The 14,859-nt window shown below is 57.6% G+C and carries 15 protein-coding genes; 8 read left to right on the top strand and 7 right to left on the bottom strand.

The window, feature by feature from the left end; genetic code table 11:
- Positions 1-28: 28 nt before the first annotated feature.
- Together ACQZ5Y_RS15680 and ACQZ5Y_RS15685 are read left to right on the top strand one after the other, a co-directional pair.
- Complete coding sequence (locus tag ACQZ5Y_RS15680) at positions 29-910, top strand: ABC transporter permease (RefSeq protein ID WP_003516669.1); 882 nt, start codon at positions 29-31, stop codon at positions 908-910.
- Positions 907-1,701 (top strand): ABC transporter ATP-binding protein, encoded by a 795-nt coding sequence (locus tag ACQZ5Y_RS15685; protein ID WP_019566037.1) that lies wholly within the window; start codon positions 907-909, stop codon positions 1,699-1,701. Before ACQZ5Y_RS15680 ends, ACQZ5Y_RS15685 begins: the two co-directional genes overlap by 4 nt.
- Positions 1,702-1,746: 45 nt before the next feature.
- Here the strand turns inward: ACQZ5Y_RS15685 and ACQZ5Y_RS15690 are convergent, their stop codons facing one another.
- Both ACQZ5Y_RS15690 and ACQZ5Y_RS15695 read right to left on the bottom strand, forming a co-directional pair.
- A complete protein-coding gene (locus tag ACQZ5Y_RS15690) occupies positions 1,747-2,394 on the bottom strand; it encodes a LysE family translocator (protein ID WP_003516674.1) in 648 nt (215 codons plus the stop codon).
- Positions 2,395-2,545: 151 nt separating this feature from the next.
- The gene (locus ACQZ5Y_RS15695) at positions 2,546-3,400 is read right to left on the bottom strand and encodes an SDR family NAD(P)-dependent oxidoreductase (protein ID WP_174050114.1); all 855 of its coding nucleotides are present in this window, start codon (positions 3,398-3,400) and stop codon (positions 2,546-2,548) included.
- Positions 3,401-3,739: 339 nt separating this feature from the next.
- Here ACQZ5Y_RS15695 and ACQZ5Y_RS15700 point away from each other — a divergent pair, with 339 nt between their 5' ends.
- Positions 3,740-4,963, top strand: a complete 1,224-nt coding sequence (locus ACQZ5Y_RS15700) for an argininosuccinate synthase (protein WP_003516677.1) — start codon at positions 3,740-3,742, stop codon at positions 4,961-4,963.
- 55 nt (positions 4,964-5,018) lie between these two features.
- On the opposite strand, the gene ACQZ5Y_RS15705 is transcribed toward ACQZ5Y_RS15700, so the two are convergent.
- The 3 genes from ACQZ5Y_RS15705 to ACQZ5Y_RS15715 form a co-directional block, all read right to left on the bottom strand.
- A complete protein-coding gene (locus ACQZ5Y_RS15705; protein ID WP_111782627.1) occupies positions 5,019-6,197 on the bottom strand; it encodes a multidrug effflux MFS transporter in 1,179 nt (392 codons plus the stop codon).
- Between the two features lie 20 nt (positions 6,198-6,217).
- A complete protein-coding gene (locus tag ACQZ5Y_RS15710) occupies positions 6,218-6,673 on the bottom strand; it encodes a MarR family winged helix-turn-helix transcriptional regulator (protein WP_003516681.1) in 456 nt (151 codons plus the stop codon).
- Between the two features lie 133 nt (positions 6,674-6,806).
- Positions 6,807-7,232: a hypothetical protein gene (locus tag ACQZ5Y_RS15715; RefSeq protein WP_112290085.1), complete on the bottom strand. Its 426-nt coding sequence runs from the start codon at positions 7,230-7,232 to the stop codon at positions 6,807-6,809.
- Positions 7,233-7,408: 176 nt separating this feature from the next.
- On the opposite strand from ACQZ5Y_RS15715, the gene ACQZ5Y_RS15720 reads away from it, so the two are divergent.
- The 4 genes from ACQZ5Y_RS15720 (at position 7,409) to ppa (ending at position 12,864) form a co-directional block, all read left to right on the top strand.
- Positions 7,409-9,469, top strand: coding sequence for a M3 family metallopeptidase (locus ACQZ5Y_RS15720; protein ID WP_112290083.1), 2,061 nt, complete (start codon positions 7,409-7,411; stop codon positions 9,467-9,469).
- Positions 9,470-9,618: 149 nt separating this feature from the next.
- The gene (gene typA, locus ACQZ5Y_RS15725) at positions 9,619-11,439 is read left to right on the top strand and encodes a translational GTPase TypA (protein ID WP_003516684.1); all 1,821 of its coding nucleotides are present in this window, start codon (positions 9,619-9,621) and stop codon (positions 11,437-11,439) included.
- Between the two features lie 215 nt (positions 11,440-11,654).
- Positions 11,655-12,161, top strand: coding sequence for a GNAT family N-acetyltransferase (locus ACQZ5Y_RS15730; RefSeq protein ID WP_003516685.1), 507 nt, complete (start codon positions 11,655-11,657; stop codon positions 12,159-12,161).
- A gap of 169 nt (positions 12,162-12,330) precedes the next feature.
- On the top strand, positions 12,331-12,864 hold the full coding sequence (ppa, locus tag ACQZ5Y_RS15735) for an inorganic diphosphatase (RefSeq protein WP_003516686.1): 534 nt from the start codon (positions 12,331-12,333) through the stop codon (positions 12,862-12,864).
- A gap of 15 nt (positions 12,865-12,879) precedes the next feature.
- On the opposite strand, the gene ACQZ5Y_RS15740 is transcribed toward ppa, so the two are convergent.
- Together ACQZ5Y_RS15740 and ACQZ5Y_RS15745 are read right to left on the bottom strand one after the other, a co-directional pair.
- The gene (locus ACQZ5Y_RS15740; protein WP_174050111.1) at positions 12,880-13,191 is read right to left on the bottom strand and encodes a DUF167 domain-containing protein; all 312 of its coding nucleotides are present in this window, start codon (positions 13,189-13,191) and stop codon (positions 12,880-12,882) included.
- Positions 13,188-13,478: a YggT family protein gene (locus ACQZ5Y_RS15745; RefSeq protein ID WP_003516688.1), complete on the bottom strand. Its 291-nt coding sequence runs from the start codon at positions 13,476-13,478 to the stop codon at positions 13,188-13,190. Before ACQZ5Y_RS15745 ends, ACQZ5Y_RS15740 begins: the two co-directional genes overlap by 4 nt.
- A gap of 137 nt (positions 13,479-13,615) precedes the next feature.
- On the opposite strand from ACQZ5Y_RS15745, the gene ACQZ5Y_RS15750 reads away from it, so the two are divergent.
- Entirely contained in the window at positions 13,616-14,848 is a 1,233-nt protein-coding gene (locus tag ACQZ5Y_RS15750; protein ID WP_003516689.1) for an MFS transporter, read from the top strand.
- The last annotated feature ends 11 nt before the right edge of the window (positions 14,849-14,859 follow it).

Consider the following 14,859-nt stretch of genomic DNA (forward strand, 5'->3'; position numbering starts at 1 on the left):
ACGCGGCGGCAATAACAAGGACATTACCGTGAGCCAAATCGCTTTCTGGGGTGCCGTGGAACTGGGACTGGTCTTCGCCTTCGTGGCGATCGGCGTCTATCTCGCTTTCCGGGTACTTGATTTTCCTGATCTGACCGTTGACGGTTCCTTTCCGCTCGGCGCAGCCGTTGCGGCCGTGATGATCATCGCCGGCCTCAATGCTTGGGTCGCGACGGCGATTGCGATGGTTGCCGGCGCCGGTGCTGGCATCGTTACGGCCACGCTCAACGTTCGGTTCAAGATACTCAACCTGCTTGCGTCAATCCTGACGATGATCGCGCTGTTTTCGGTGAACCTTCGGGTGATGGGAAAACCGAATGTGGCGCTGCTCAATCAGGATACGATGATCTCGCCGTTCTACGGTCTCGGTCTTTCCGAATATCTCGTGCGGCCACTCTTTATCGGCGTTCTGGTATTGCTCGCTGTCATTCTCGTCTGGCGTTTCCTTGAGAGCGACGCGGGCCTTGCCATGCGGGCGACGGGCGCGAATGCGCGGATGGCGCGCGCCCAAGGGGTGAAGACCGGCAACCAGATCTATCTTGGCATGGCGCTTTCGAATGCACTGGTCGCGCTCGGCGGCGCGCTTTTTGCGCAGACCAATGGCTTTGCCGATGTGACTGCCGGTGTCGGCACCATCGTCGTCGGGCTTGCGGCCGTCATCATCGGCGAAACGCTGTTCGGCTCGCGGGGCATTCTGATTGCGCTCATCGGCTGTGTTTTCGGCTCCATCGCCTACCGCCTTGCCATCCAGCTCGCTTTGTCGAGCGATGTGCTGGGTCTCAAGGCCTCCGATCTCAATTTCGTTACGGCGGTACTGGTAGCCATTGCATTGATCCTGCCTCGACTGCGCCGCGGGGGAGCAACATCGTGATTTCCCTTTCCGACATTCAGGTCATCTTCGGGCGTGGCACACCGCTGCAAAAGCAGGCGCTGGCCAAGATCGATCTTACCATCGAGGATGGTTCCTTCGTTACCGTGATCGGCTCCAACGGTGCCGGCAAATCCACGCTTCTCGGCGTTCTCGCGGGCGATGTCCTGCCGACGGCCGGAAAGGTGATGGTTGGTGGCGCCGATGTCACACGCAAAACAACCGCCAGCCGGGCTGGGCGGGTGGCGCGCGTGTTTCAGGACCCATTGGCTGGCAGCTGTGGCGCGCTCACAATTGAGGAGAACCTTGCGCTTGCGGCGTCTCGCGGAGAGCGTCGCGGCTTGTTGCCGGCGCTTGGGCGCGGCAGGCGGGATTTCTTCCGGGAGCGTATCGCTTCGCTCAATCTCGGTCTGGAAAATCGTTTGAAGGACCGCATGGATCTGTTGTCCGGCGGGCAAAGGCAGGCGGTCTCGCTTGTCATGGCAACGCTTTCCGGTTCGGACGTGTTGCTGCTTGACGAACATACGGCAGCACTCGATCCCGGCATGGCGGAGTTCGTGATGGAGCTGACCCGCAAGGTGGTTTCCGAGCGCAAGCTGACGACACTGATGGTTACCCATTCCATGCGTCAGGCGCTGGACTATGGCGACCGCACGATCATGCTGCACGCCGGTGAGATCGTGCTCGATGTGTCCGGCGAAAGCCGCAAGGGTCTTCAGGTCGAAGATCTTATCGACATGTTCCGCAAGATACGCGGCCAGACGCTTGATGACGATGAGCTATTGATCGGCTGATGAGTTAACCGAAAGGCGCCTGCGGGCGCCTTTTTTATTTGTGCGTCATCGCGTCTGGGTGAGGAAAATCTTGACGGCGAAAAGCGAAAATACACCGGCGATCGTATAATCCAGCCCGCGCAGAACCTTCTTGTTGCGCTGGAGCCAGGCCGACAGCACATCGGCGGCAACGACGATGCCGATGCCGATCGGCAGCGCCACGATGATTGACCAGAGCCCAAGGAAAATAAGCTTGCCGGTGACATGCGGATCGGATGCGCTGACGAATTGCGGCAGGAAGGTCATGAAAAAGATGATGACCTTTGGATTGAGCAGATTGACCCAAATACCGTTCAGCAAGGCGGATTTCAGTGAAGATTGCTGTTTTTCGCCCGTGGTCTTGACCATCACGAAATCCGAGCCCTTGCGGATCGCCTGAATGGCGAGCCAGACAAGATAGGCGGCCCCACCGGTCTTCAGGATGAGGAAGGCTGTCGGCGATGCGACGATGAGGGCCGCTACGCCGAAGGCAACCAGCATCGTATGCACGGTAATACCGAGATTGGTGCCCACTAGGGTCATGAAACCCGCTGCCCGGCCCTCGCGTATTGACCGGCTGATCCATAGCGTCATGTCAGGCCCGGGCGTTACCGCCAGAAGCAGGATGGCGACGGTGAAGGCGGCAAGTGTTGGCAGGCTCGGAACGAAATCCATCGCGGCACCCGTAAAGCTGGAGACTGCCGTTGCTTAACGCGAATTCGCGTTTCTGCCAATGTTTTTGCGCGCCGGGACATTGATACGAAAACCGGGGATGATCAAAAGTGGATAGCCGCCGCAACTTTCAAAGTGCGGCGGCGTCGGGCGATCAGTTTTTGAGGAAGCTGGTGAAGGCGGCGGAATATTCGGTGTGCCAGCGCGACAGTGGCGGACGATTTTGGACGATGTCTTGAGCTGCCCAAAGAATACGTTTCTCGTCCGTCGGGCGATCCACTTCGCCATCCGGGCAGAGAATGTAGAAATCGCCCCTGGCGATGCTCTCGATCATGAAATCAACGGTCTGCTCGCCGGTCCAGGCTCCTGCTGGTTTTTCCGTCCTGCCATTTGCCGTGAGGCCGGTGAAGACGAAACCGGGGATCAGGAGATGGGCGGAAACCGCGCTGTTCGGAATATTGCGCAGCTCGTGCTGTAGCGCTTCCGTGAAGGCTTTGACGCCGGCCTTCGAGACATTATAGGCCGGATCGCCCGGCGGGGTGGTGATGCCCTGTTTCGAACCGGTATTGATGATGAGCGCGGCCTCGCCATGGGCGACCATGCCCTGCCCAAACACCCGGCTGCCGTTCACGACACCCATCAGGTTGACGTTGATGACTTTTTCCCAGTTGGCCTGAGCGCCGAAGATGGCGCTGCCCGGCTGGATGCCGGCATTGTTCATCAACACATGAACCCGCCCGAAACGCTGGATGACAGCGCGTTCCAGCGCCTCCAGCTCATCGAGTTTCGACACGTCGGTCGGTATTGCGACGATCTGTGCTTCGCCATCCTTTGCGATGGTCAGAATATCAGCATGCGCTGCGGCAAGCCTGTCACCGTCGAGATCGACGAGGACGACGCTCATGCCGGAACCGGCGAATTTCCGGGCCGCGGCAAGTCCGATACCGGAGGCCGCGCCGGTGATGACGGCGACATTATCTTCCTTGAATGCGGGGTGGATGGTCGTCATAGGTTTTCCTTTCGCGTCGTTTTGTGCTGTTTCCAGCCGTTTGCAACGTTGCCTGAACCCTGAGTGGCTTCATTCACGGTCTTCAAGTTGATCGCGCCGCTTCATGTTAAAGCGCGAAATCGCATAATGCATGTGACAATTCGTTCGTTCCAGTCATGACGCGCTGTTGCGGGGATCTGACCTTTCGCAAATGCCTATTGCCCTTTCGTCCTATTCGTTGTTTTGTCGGGCATCTTTTCCGAAAATCGCTTCACAGTTTTCGGGTTGCACTGTAAAAGTGCCGAAATCCCAAGGAAATGGCGGTACCCCGATGCCGTCATCATGCAGATGGACATCATAATGGCACTCCCGAAAGACGTTAAGAAAGTCGTTCTCGCCTATTCCGGCGGCCTCGACACCTCGATCATCCTGAAGTGGCTTCAGACGGAACTCGGCGCTGAGGTCGTGACCTTCACCGCCGATCTCGGCCAGGGCGAAGAGCTTGAGCCGGCGCGCAAGAAGGCCGAGTTGCTGGGCATCAAGGAAATCTTCGTCGAGGACGTCCGCGAAGAGTTCGTGCGTGATTTCGTTTTTCCGATGTTCCGTGCCAACGCCGTTTATGAAGGTGTCTATCTGCTCGGTACCTCCATCGCCCGTCCGCTGATTTCCAAGCACCTGATCGAGATCGCCAAGAAGACCGGTGCCGATGCCATTGCGCATGGCGCCACCGGCAAGGGCAACGACCAGGTCCGTTTCGAGCTTTCGGCCTATGCGCTGAACCCGGATATCAAGATCATCGCCCCATGGCGCGACTGGACTTTCAAGAGCCGGACCGACCTTCTGGAATTTGCCGAAAAGAACCAGATTCCCGTGGCCAAGGACAAGAAGGGCGAAGCGCCGTTCTCCGTCGACGCCAACCTGCTGCACTCCTCGTCCGAGGGCAAGGTTCTGGAAGACCCGGCTAAGGAAGCCCCGGAATATGTGCACATGCGCACCATTTCCCCGGAAGCGGCGCCTGACAAGGCAACCGTTATCAAGGTCGGTTTCCGCAAGGGTGATGCCTGCTCCATCAACGGTGTGGAAATGTCGCCTGCCACGCTTCTGGCGACGCTCAACAATTATGGTCGCGAAAACGGCATCGGCCGTCTCGATCTGGTCGAGAACCGCTTCGTCGGCATGAAGTCGCGTGGCGTCTACGAAACGCCCGGCGGCACCATCCTGCTGGCTGCGCATCGTGCGATCGAATCCATCACGCTCGACCGGGGTGCCGCGCATCTGAAGGACGATCTGATGCCGCGTTACGCCGAACTCATCTATTACGGCTTCTGGTTCTCGCCCGAGCGCGAGATGCTGCAGGCCCTGATCGACAAGAGCCAGGAGCATGTGGAAGGCGAAGTGACGCTGAAGCTCTACAAGGGCAACGTCATGGTGACCGGCCGCGAGAGCGCGAAGTCGCTCTATTCCGACGCGCTGGTGACGTTCGAGGACGACCACGGTGCTTATGACCAGAAGGACGCAGCTGGCTTCATCAAGCTTAATGCCCTGCGCCTTCGCACCCTTGCGAAGCGTAATCTCGGCAAGTAATTCTGCTGAAGCATGAATTGGAAAAACCCGCAGGTGGCAACGCCTGCGGGTTTTTTCATGTCTCTCTTCTGGAAACGGCGCGAAAGCCGATGTAGCTGGCAACGGCCACGAATTCCATAACCGGAATGATGATGCCGAAGCTGGTCAGCGGGGAACCAATGAGCGAGGCCATTGCCCCACCCGCAAAACCAGATCCCATCTGGATGAAACCCATCATGGCCGATGCCGAGCCGGCGATATGCGGGAAGGGGGCAAGGGCCGCCGTGACCATCGAAGGCGTCAACAGCGCGATCCCGACCGTCGCCACCGCGACGGGTCCCATGATGGAGAGGAAGGATGGCGGCACGAGGAAAACCGACAGCATGATGAGAAGACCGCCCGTGCCGGAAAAACAAAGGCCAAGCACGACGGAACGCCGGTCGCCCAGTCTTGGCGCAATGTAACGCAACGCAATCGAACCGAAGAAATAGGCGCCTGTTTGCATCAGCATGCCGACACCGAAGGCCGTGGGGGACATGCCGACTTCGTTGATAAGGATGAAGGTCAGCATGGTGGCTTGCGCATAAAGTGCGCCGATGGAGCCGCCGAGCACGAGGGCGGCCAGAAGAAAACGCGGCTGCTTTAGCAATGTGCCATAGGCAGACAGAAGGTGTCGGGGTCGGATCCTGGTTTTGTCAGGCACCGTCGTTTCACGCAGAAAAAGCACCACCGAAAGGATGGCGATAGCTCCGAGACCGGCCATGAGGAAAAACACCGATTGCCAGCCAAAAGCCGCAAGCGACAGACCACCGATCGTCGGCCCCATCGCAGGGCCGATCGCCAGCATGATGCCGATGAGGTTCATGATGCTGGAGGCTTCCGGGCCGGTGAACTGATCGCGCACCACGGCGCGCGCAACAGTCATGCCAACGGAAGCGCCGATGCCCTGAACGAGGCGCGCGAACAGCAGCACTTCGATGGTTGGGGCCAAGAGGGCGAGCACACCACCGCCCAGAAAGATCGACAGGAAGACGAGGCTCGCCTTGCGCCGCCCGAAGGCGTCGGATGCCGGCCCGGCAAGCAATTGGGCTAAGGCAAAACCGGCAAAATAGAGCGAGAGGCTGAGTTTTATGGCAGATTCGGTGGTTGCGAAAACCCGTGTCAGTTCCGGCATGGCCGGCGTGTAAATCGACATGGAAATGGGCGCCAGCGCTGTCAGCAATGCTCCGAGCAAAGCCGTGCGTTTTCTGGACATGATCGTTTTCGACATTGCGATCAGCCGTTCTGGCCCTGCTGTTCCGGTTGCAGATTGTTGCGAAGTGTCTGCAGGAAGCTACGGAAAAGCGCGACTTCCTCTTCGTTCAGTCCCTGTGTGGCCTGAAGAACGAGCTGGTCGATTTCATGACCGACAGCTTCCAGCATGTCGGCGGATGTTTTCGTCAGGACGATACGTTTGGAACGCCTGTCCTGCGGGTCCTGCTGGCGTTCTATCAGATTGAGTGACTGCAACTTGTCGAGATAGGCGCAGATCGTCATGGGTTCGATGCCGAGACGGGCGGCGATGTCAGCCTGTTTGCTGCCATCGATAACCGCAACTGTCAGCAATGCTCTTGCTTCGCCGGGGGTAAGGCCCAGTCCGGCTTCCGAGATACGGCGCTCAAATGCACTGTTCAGCAGGCGTGCGCCGCTGTTCAGCAAAAATGCCAATGAATCTTTTTCGCGTGTGCCCATGCTTCGCCTTTTGGTAAGTCAGCCTTACTAAGTTTCGGACGATAAGCAATGGCGCATAAATCATATTATCGAAAATTGCGTAAAGTATTCGTCAGTTCGATTGCGGGACGTCCAACAACATTGCCTGTCATCGTCACGTCGAAGCAAAAAAAGACAATACACCCTGCATTTTTTCCACTTCATCCGTCGTGCCAATGGAACGGGCAATCTCGATCCGGTCAGAAAAATACGTCACAAAGTCGAAATCCGTGTCGTCGGTCACGTCGGCAATGTCAATCACCTCGCCATTGGCATTCAGCGTCTGTGCCGGAAGTTCGGACGAAAGCTCAAGCCAGGTATCGTGGCTGATTTTTCCGGTATCGTAATATGCCTGCGCGATTTCCCGCAATTGCCGGGGGCTGACACTGGTGAAATCGATGCGGTCTATCGTTTCTTCAAAGCCGGTGGCCGCGTCGGATGGGGCTGCCTTGCCGAAATCGGGGCTTCCCACGGGTCTGCTGTTTTTGGGATTGTCCCTGAAAAGGAAACTATTGGCAGACCTTAAAGAATAAATCTCCATAATACATATCTCCATCATGGGATATTATTGCGAGAAATCAAAACATGCCATCGCCATGCCGGTCAATACTTGGCGGTGTTGACGATCATGTCTTCCACACCAAATTCTGGCATATTGAATTGGCGGTGGAGGCATGCCCATATGGGCGTAAACCGGAATTGTACAAGGAAGATGAAATGCCATCCACGACCGCGCCCTATCCCGCACTCGTTACCTGGAACGGTCAGAACGGTCTGCCGAAATTCGATGCGGTCAAGGATGAGGATTTTGCTCCGGCCTTTGAAGCCGCCCTTTTGTCCCATGAACAGGAAATCGATGCGATTGCCGGCAATCCGCAGGCGCCGACCTTCGCAAACACCGTGACCGCGCTTGAAATCGCAGGCGACGAACTCTCGCGCATTTCGGCGCTGTTCTGGAACAAGGCGGGTGCCCACACCAACAGCGTCATTCAGGCACTGGAGCGGGAAATCGCGCCGAAAATGTCACGGCACTATTCCAAGATCGGCATGAACGAGGCGCTGTTCAGACGCATCGACACGCTGTGGGAAACGCGCGATGCGCTTTCCCTGACCGGCGAGGAAAAACGCGTTCTCGAACGGCACTGGAAGGGTTTCGTGCGCTCCGGCGCAAAGTTGCAGAAGGACCGTCAGGAGCGTCTGGCGGCCATCAATGAAGAGCTTGCCGGTCTCGGCGCCAAATTCGGGCAGAATGTTCTGGCGGATGAAAAGAGCTGGAAGCTTCTGCTTTCTACCGATGACGAGCTTTCCGGCATTCCCGGTTTTCTGCGTGATGCCATGGCGGGTGCCGCGCGCGAACATGGCGAAGACGGCAAATTTGCCGTTACCCTTTCCCGCTCCATCATCGAGCCATTCCTGACCTTCTCCGAACGCCGCGACTTGCGCGAGCAAGCCTTCAAGGCCTGGGTGGCTCGCGGCGAAAATGGTGGCGATACAGACAACCGCGCGACCGTCCGCCGTACGCTGGAACTGCGTGAGGAAAAGGCACAGCTTCTCGGCTACAAGAATTTTGCTGCCTACAAGCTGGACGACACGATGGCAAAAACCCCGGATGCCGTGAACGGTCTTCTGGGCCAGGTCTGGGAAAAGGCCGTGCTGCGCGCAGGTGAGGAGGAGGCTGAACTTGCCGCCATCATCGCCGCGGAGGGCAAGAACCACGAGGTGATGCCCTGGGACTGGCGCCATTACGCCGAAAAGCTGCGGGCACAGAAATTCAGCTTCTCCGAGACTGAATTGAAGCCGTATCTGCAATTGGAAAAGATCATCGATGCGTGTTTCGATGTGGCCAACCGGCTGTTTGCAATTCGTGCCGTCGAGATCAAGGGTGTCGCCGCCTATCATCCCGATGTGCGGGTTTTTGAAATCCGCGACGACAAGGGCGACCTGAAGGCCATGTTCCTCGGCGATTATTTCGCCCGCCCGTCCAAGCGTTCCGGCGCGTGGATGAGTTCGTTCCAGTCGCAGCACAGGCTGCCTTTGAAGAACGGCACCGTCGGTGAAATACCGATCATCTACAATGTCTGCAATTTTGCAAAGCCGGCAGAGGGGAAGCCTGCGCTGCTTTCGCTGGATGACGCGCGCACGCTGTTTCACGAATTCGGCCACGCCCTGCACGGCATGTTATCTGATGTCACCTATCCTTCCGTTTCCGGAACGGGTGTGTCGCGCGATTTCGTCGAGTTGCCGTCACAGCTTTACGAACACTGGCTGACCGTGCCGGAAATTCTGGAGAAATATGCCCTGCATTATGAAACCGGGGCACCGATGCCAAAGGCGCTGCTGGACAAGGTTCTGGCAGCACAGACCTTCAATGCCGGTTTCAGCACGGTGGAATTCACTTCTTCGGCTATCGTCGATATGGCGTTCCACACCCGTGACAGCGTCGGCGATCCCATGGTCGTGCAAGGTGAGGTGCTTTCCGCCCTGAACATGCCCAAGTCCATTGTCATGCGGCATGCGACGCCACATTTCCAGCATGTGTTTTCCGGTGATGGTTATTCGGCCGGTTATTACTCCTACATGTGGTCGGAGGTGCTGGACGCCGACGCGTTTTCTGCCTTCGAGGAGACCGGCAACGCCTTCGATGGTGAAATGGCGCGCAAGCTGAAAGAGAATATCTATTCAGTCGGTGGCTCGATCGATCCGGAGGAGGCGTATCTCGCTTTTCGCGGCAAGATGCCAAGTCCTGATGCCATGCTTTTGAAGCGCGGCCTCGTATAAAAGACTGTCATATTCTTGAGCTAGAACCTGAGCGCAGGGGGCATATGACAATGCCCCCCTTTCGCATTTGCAAAAAAAAGGTTATGAGCGCGCCAAACTAAATTGGCGCATCTCACGACGGTAGCGCCCAACCTCAGAGATTTTGAACAATGGCAATTCGCAACATCGCGATTATCGCGCACGTTGACCATGGAAAAACGACGCTCGTTGACGAGCTTCTGAAGCAGTCCGGCTCGTTCCGCGACAACCAGCGCGTTGCGGAACGCGTGATGGATAGCAACGATCTCGAAAAGGAACGCGGCATCACCATTCTTGCCAAGGCGACTTCGGTGGAGTGGAAGGGTGTTCGCATCAACATCGTCGACACCCCCGGCCACGCCGATTTCGGCGGCGAAGTTGAGCGTATCCTGTCGATGGTGGATGGCGCGATCGTTCTGGTCGATAGTTCCGAAGGCCCGATGCCGCAGACGAAGTTCGTCGTCAGCAAGGCGCTGAAGGTTGGTCTTCGCCCGATCGTCGCGATCAACAAGATCGACCGTCCGGATGGCCGCCATGAAGAGGTCATCAACGAAGTTTTCGACCTTTTCGCAAATCTCGATGCTACCGACGAGCAGCTCGACTTCCCGATCCTTTACGGTTCCGGCCGTGACGGCTGGATGAACGTCAACCCAGAAGGTCCGAAGGATCAGGGTCTTGCACCGTTGCTCGATCTGGTTCTCGAACATGTTCCGGAGCCTACGGTTGAAGAAGGCCCGTTCCGTCTGATCGGTACGATCCTCGAAGCCAACCCCTTCCTCGGCCGTATCATCACCGGCCGTATCGCTTCCGGTTCGATCAAGCCGAACCAGGCCGTGAAGGTGCTTGGCCAGGACGGCAAGACGATCGAAACCGGTCGTATTTCCAAGATCCTCGCATTCCGCGGCATTGAGCGCACGTCCATCGATGAAGCCCATGCAGGTGACATCGTCGCCATCGCTGGTCTTTCCAAGGGCACTGTTGCCGATACCTTCTGTGACCCTTCCGTCACCGAGGCGATGACCGCACAGCCGATCGATCCGCCGACCGTTACCATGTCCTTCATCGTCAACGACAGCCCGCTTGCCGGCACCGAAGGCGACAAGGTCACGAGCCGCGTCATCCGCGACCGTCTGTTCAAGGAAGCCGAAGGCAACGTCGCGCTGAAGATTGAAGAGGCTGAAGGCAAGGATTCGTTCTTCGTTTCCGGGCGTGGCGAATTGCAGCTGGCAGTTCTCATCGAAACGATGCGTCGCGAAGGCTTCGAGCTTGCAGTTTCGCGTCCGCGCGTTGTCATGCACAAGGATGAGAACGGCGCCATGATGGAGCCGATCGAAGAAGTCGTGATCGACGTCGATGAAGAGCACTCCGGCGTCGTCGTTCAGAAGATGTCCGAGCGCAAGGCTGAAATGGCTGAGCTCCGTCCCTCCGGCGGTAATCGCGTTCGTCTGAAGTTCTACGCTCCGACCCGCGGCCTGATCGGCTACCAGTCGGAACTTTTGACCGACACGCGCGGCACGGCGATCATGAACCGTCTGTTCCACGACTATCAGCCGTACAAGGGTGCGATTGCTGGTCGCGTTAACGGCGTTCTTTTGTCGAACGGTTCGGGCGAAGCTGTCGCCTACGCCATGTTCAACCTGGAAGATCGTGGCCCGATGATCATCGAGCCAGGTGAGAAGGTTTATGCCGGCATGATTATCGGCATTCACTCTCGCGATAACGATCTCGAAGTGAACGTGCTGAAGGGCAAGCAGCTGACCAACATCCGCGCCGCCGGCAAGGATGAAGCCGTAAAGCTGACGCCGCCGATCCGCATGACGCTCGACCGCGCGCTTTCCTGGATCCAGGACGACGAGCTGATGGAAGTGACGCCGAAGTCCATCCGTCTGCGCAAGATGTTCCTCGACGCCAACGATCGCAAGCGTTTCGAAAAGGCGAAGCTCGCAGTTTGATTGCGGCTTCCCGTCAAAAATTTGAAAAAACCCGGCCGCGAGCCGGGTTTTTTTATGCGCATGTTTTATTTGTGCATGAGTCGAAATACCCTTGTGTCAAAGGTTAAGGATGCGTTAATTTTTCTCGGTCGTCCACATGAATAGGCTGTGGGTAAGCTTGCTGTCGTTAACCTTTATGGCTGGCAAGTTTTCATGGTCGGGGCCAGAATCGCGTTATGAAAACGTTATCCATAGATGTTCGCCGAGCCGAACCGCAAGATGCGCGCGCAATAGCCGAAGCGCACCGTCTGTCATGGCAACAGGCCTATGCCGGGCTGATCCCGCACCGACCGCTGACGCAGATGCTGGAGCGCCGCGGCGAAATCTGGTGGAAGAAGGCGACCCGGGGTTCCGCAACCATGCTGGTGGTGGAAGTGAAGGGCGTGGTTGCCGGATATGCCACGCTGGGCTTAAGCCGTGCGCGTGGGCTGCCGCATGACGGCGAGATCTACGAGCTTTATCTGCGGCCGGAATATCAGGGCATCGGTCTTGGCTCGCTGCTGTTCACGGAAGCTCGCCGGCTGCTGACCTCGCTCGGCTGCAATGGTGTTGTGGTCTGGTGTCTCGAAGATAGCGAGGTCGCCAATCGGTTTTTCCGTTCGCATGGCGGCCGGGACATCGCCGAGGGCATGGAAGATTTCGGCGGCAGGTCACTGCGCAAGATCGGTTTCGTCTGGAACTAAGTACGCAGCCGGGTGATTTCACGCCGGTTTCATTTTTTCCGGTCGGCCATTCACAATCCCGATGCCCTCAAATTCGGCATTCTGCCTTATCCGCCTAAAGCCATGTTGCAATACGTCGACTTTCCCAGTATCGAAAACCAAATCCAACCCCGTCGAATGAGGGAAGCGAATGCGTATCGATGCAATTTCCATTGGCAAGAATCCGCCGGAAGACGTGAATGTTATTGTCGAGGTGCCGGTTGGCGGCCAGCCGATCAAGTACGAGATGGACAAGGACGCCGGTGCGCTGATCGTCGATCGTTTCCTCTACACGCCTATGACCTATCCGGGTAACTATGGCTTCGTGCCGCACACGCTTTCCGACGATGGCGATCCGATCGACGTTCTTATCTGCAATACCCGCCCGCTGGTTCCCGGCTGCGTGATCAATGTGCGCCCCATCGGCGTCATGATCATGGAAGACGACGGCGGCAAGGACGAGAAGATCCTCGCCGTTCCGGTTCCGAAGCTGACGCGCCGTTACGATAAGGTCCACAACTACACCGACCTGCCGGAAATCACGCTGAAGCAGATCGAGCACTTCTTCGAGCACTACAAGGATCTGGAGCCCGGCAAGTGGGTGAAGATGGGCGGTTGGCAGGATGTCGACGTTGCCAAGAAGCTGATCGTCGAAGCCATCGAGCGCTACAAGACGCAGGGCTGATTTCAGCCCGTTGCTTTAGACACCCAGCTTTCTAAAAAGCTTTTCGAAATCCTCCGGGTCGGTATCGATCCGGAGGATTTTTTTACGCGCTGTTTCACCTGAAATGAAGGTGATGGACGATTTGGGCAGGCCGAATTTTTTCGCCAGCAAAATAACCAGGGCCTTGTTCGCCTTGCCGCCCTCAGGCACTGCACTGACGCGGGCCTTCAGATGGGCATTTCCGTCAGCATCCTGCTCCACGCCGTCAATGGCATCGCGTCCCCCGTTCGGGGTGAGGCGAACGGACAGGCGTATGTGATCGCCGTGTTTTTGCCAGAGGTCGCTCAAGCGACCATGGGATAGAGCGTATTCCACATGAAGGAGCGGATGAAGAAGATGATCAGCAGCAGGATGATCGGCGAAATATCGATGCCGCCGAGGTTAGGCAGAATGCTACGGATTGGGCGCAGGACCGGCTCGGTGACGTTGACCAGAAAGCTGCCGATGGCATTCACGAACTGGTTGCGGGAGTTGATGACGTTGAAGGCGTAAAGCCAGGAAAAAATGGCGCTGGCGATCAGCACCCACGTATAGAGGTTCAAAGCCAGATCGATGGTCTGAAACAGGGCAAGCATCAATATCTCCGTATCTTGATTGCAAGACATTTAGACATTCGCTCGTGAACCGGCAAGTGTTGCGCCTATAGGGCTGGCGATTCTTGTCGTATCGCTCTATTGCAGACTTCTCATATTGTCTCGAGAGCACCCAGCCGATGTCCCTGCCTTCTGCCGAAAACCGCTTCGGTGCATTCCGGCATAGTTCCTATCGCCGTTTTTTCAGCGCCCGGTTTTTTTCGGCCTTCGCAATCCAGATCGTCAGCGTTTCCGTGGGCTGGCAGATGTATGAGGTCACCGGCAATGCCTTTTATCTCGGCTTGATCGGTCTTTTCCAGTTTCTGCCATCGCTGCTTTTGATCCTTGTCACTGGAACGGTGGCGGACAGGCACAATCGCCGGCGCATTATGGCCGTATGCCTTCTGATCGCGGCCGGTTGCGCGGCGGCTCTGCTCGGCCTGACATTGGCACACAGCTTTTCTCCCTGGCCGGTCTTTGCCATTCTCGTCGTGTTCGGCATAGAGCGGGCTTTCATGGGGCCGGCGGTGCAATCGCTGGCTCCCAATCTTGTGCCTGTCGAGGATTTGCCGAACGCTATCGCCTGGAACTCCTCTTCATGGCAGATGGCGTCCATTCTTGGCCCTGTCGCCGGTGGCCTGCTTTATGGTCTCGGCGCTTCCGTGGCCTATAGCGTGGCGCTCGTGCTGTTCATCGTGTCCGCTATGCTGGCGGTGACGATCCGCAAACCGGAGCAACGGGGTCCGGCGAAAGCGATCAGCCTCGAGACCATGCTGGCCGGGTTCAAATTCATCTCGCAGGAAAAAGTGGTTCTCGGCGCCATCTCGCTCGATCTTTTTGCCGTGTTGCTCGGCGGCGCTGTCGCCCTGATGCCGATTTTCGCCAAGGAAGTGTTGACACTCGGGCCTTGGGGGCTTGGGCTTCTGCGCGCGGCACCCGGTATCGGCGCCATAACCGTCGCGGTCATTCTGGCGTTCAGGCCCATCCGCCACCATGCCGGCCTGCTGATGTTCGTCGGTGTCGGGTTTTTCGGCATTTCCACCGTGGTGTTCGGACTTTCTCAAACCGCATGGGTGTCGATTGCCGCTTTGGTGGTCATGGGCGCATCGGACATGGTGTCGGTTTATGTGCGGGAAACGTTGATTGCGCTCTGGACGCCCGATGAGGTGCGCGGGCGCGTGAATGCGGTGAACATGGTGTTTGTCGGGGCGTCCAACGAGCTGGGCGAGTTCCGCGCCGGCACCATGGCCCATGTCGTCGGGGCCGTGCCAGCCGTCGTCATCGGCGGGGCGGGCACGCTTGCGGTTGCGGTCATCTGGGCACTCGGCTTTTCGAAGCTGCGCAGGATCGATAATCTCGACGCACCACGCTGACGCTGACGCGC

Source organism: Agrobacterium sp. A3-95, from assembly GCF_053521785.1.

What these genes read in the sequence shown, in the direction of transcription:
- ACQZ5Y_RS15690 (WP_003516674.1), bottom strand. Translation starts at nt 2,394, where the DNA reads ATGGATTTCGTTCCGAGCCTGCCAACACTTGCCGCCTTCACCGTCGCC.
- ACQZ5Y_RS15695 (WP_174050114.1), bottom strand. Translation starts at nt 3,400, where the DNA reads ATGACGACCATCCACCCCGCATTCAAGGAAGATAATGTCGCCGTCATC.
- ACQZ5Y_RS15700 (WP_003516677.1), top strand. Translation starts at nt 3,740, where the DNA reads ATGGCACTCCCGAAAGACGTTAAGAAAGTCGTTCTCGCCTATTCCGGC.
- ACQZ5Y_RS15705 (WP_111782627.1), bottom strand. Translation starts at nt 6,197, where the DNA reads ATGTCCAGAAAACGCACGGCTTTGCTCGGAGCATTGCTGACAGCGCTG.
- ACQZ5Y_RS15710 (WP_003516681.1), bottom strand. Translation starts at nt 6,673, where the DNA reads ATGGGCACACGCGAAAAAGATTCATTGGCATTTTTGCTGAACAGCGGC.
- ACQZ5Y_RS15715 (WP_112290085.1), bottom strand. Translation starts at nt 7,232, where the DNA reads ATGGAGATTTATTCTTTAAGGTCTGCCAATAGTTTCCTTTTCAGGGAC.
- ACQZ5Y_RS15720 (WP_112290083.1), top strand. Translation starts at nt 7,409, where the DNA reads ATGCCATCCACGACCGCGCCCTATCCCGCACTCGTTACCTGGAACGGT.
- typA (WP_003516684.1), top strand. Translation starts at nt 9,619, where the DNA reads ATGGCAATTCGCAACATCGCGATTATCGCGCACGTTGACCATGGAAAA.
- ACQZ5Y_RS15730 (WP_003516685.1), top strand. Translation starts at nt 11,655, where the DNA reads ATGAAAACGTTATCCATAGATGTTCGCCGAGCCGAACCGCAAGATGCG.
- ppa (WP_003516686.1), top strand. Translation starts at nt 12,331, where the DNA reads ATGCGTATCGATGCAATTTCCATTGGCAAGAATCCGCCGGAAGACGTG.
- ACQZ5Y_RS15745 (WP_003516688.1), bottom strand. Translation starts at nt 13,478, where the DNA reads ATGCTTGCCCTGTTTCAGACCATCGATCTGGCTTTGAACCTCTATACG.
- ACQZ5Y_RS15750 (WP_003516689.1), top strand. Translation starts at nt 13,616, where the DNA reads ATGTCCCTGCCTTCTGCCGAAAACCGCTTCGGTGCATTCCGGCATAGT.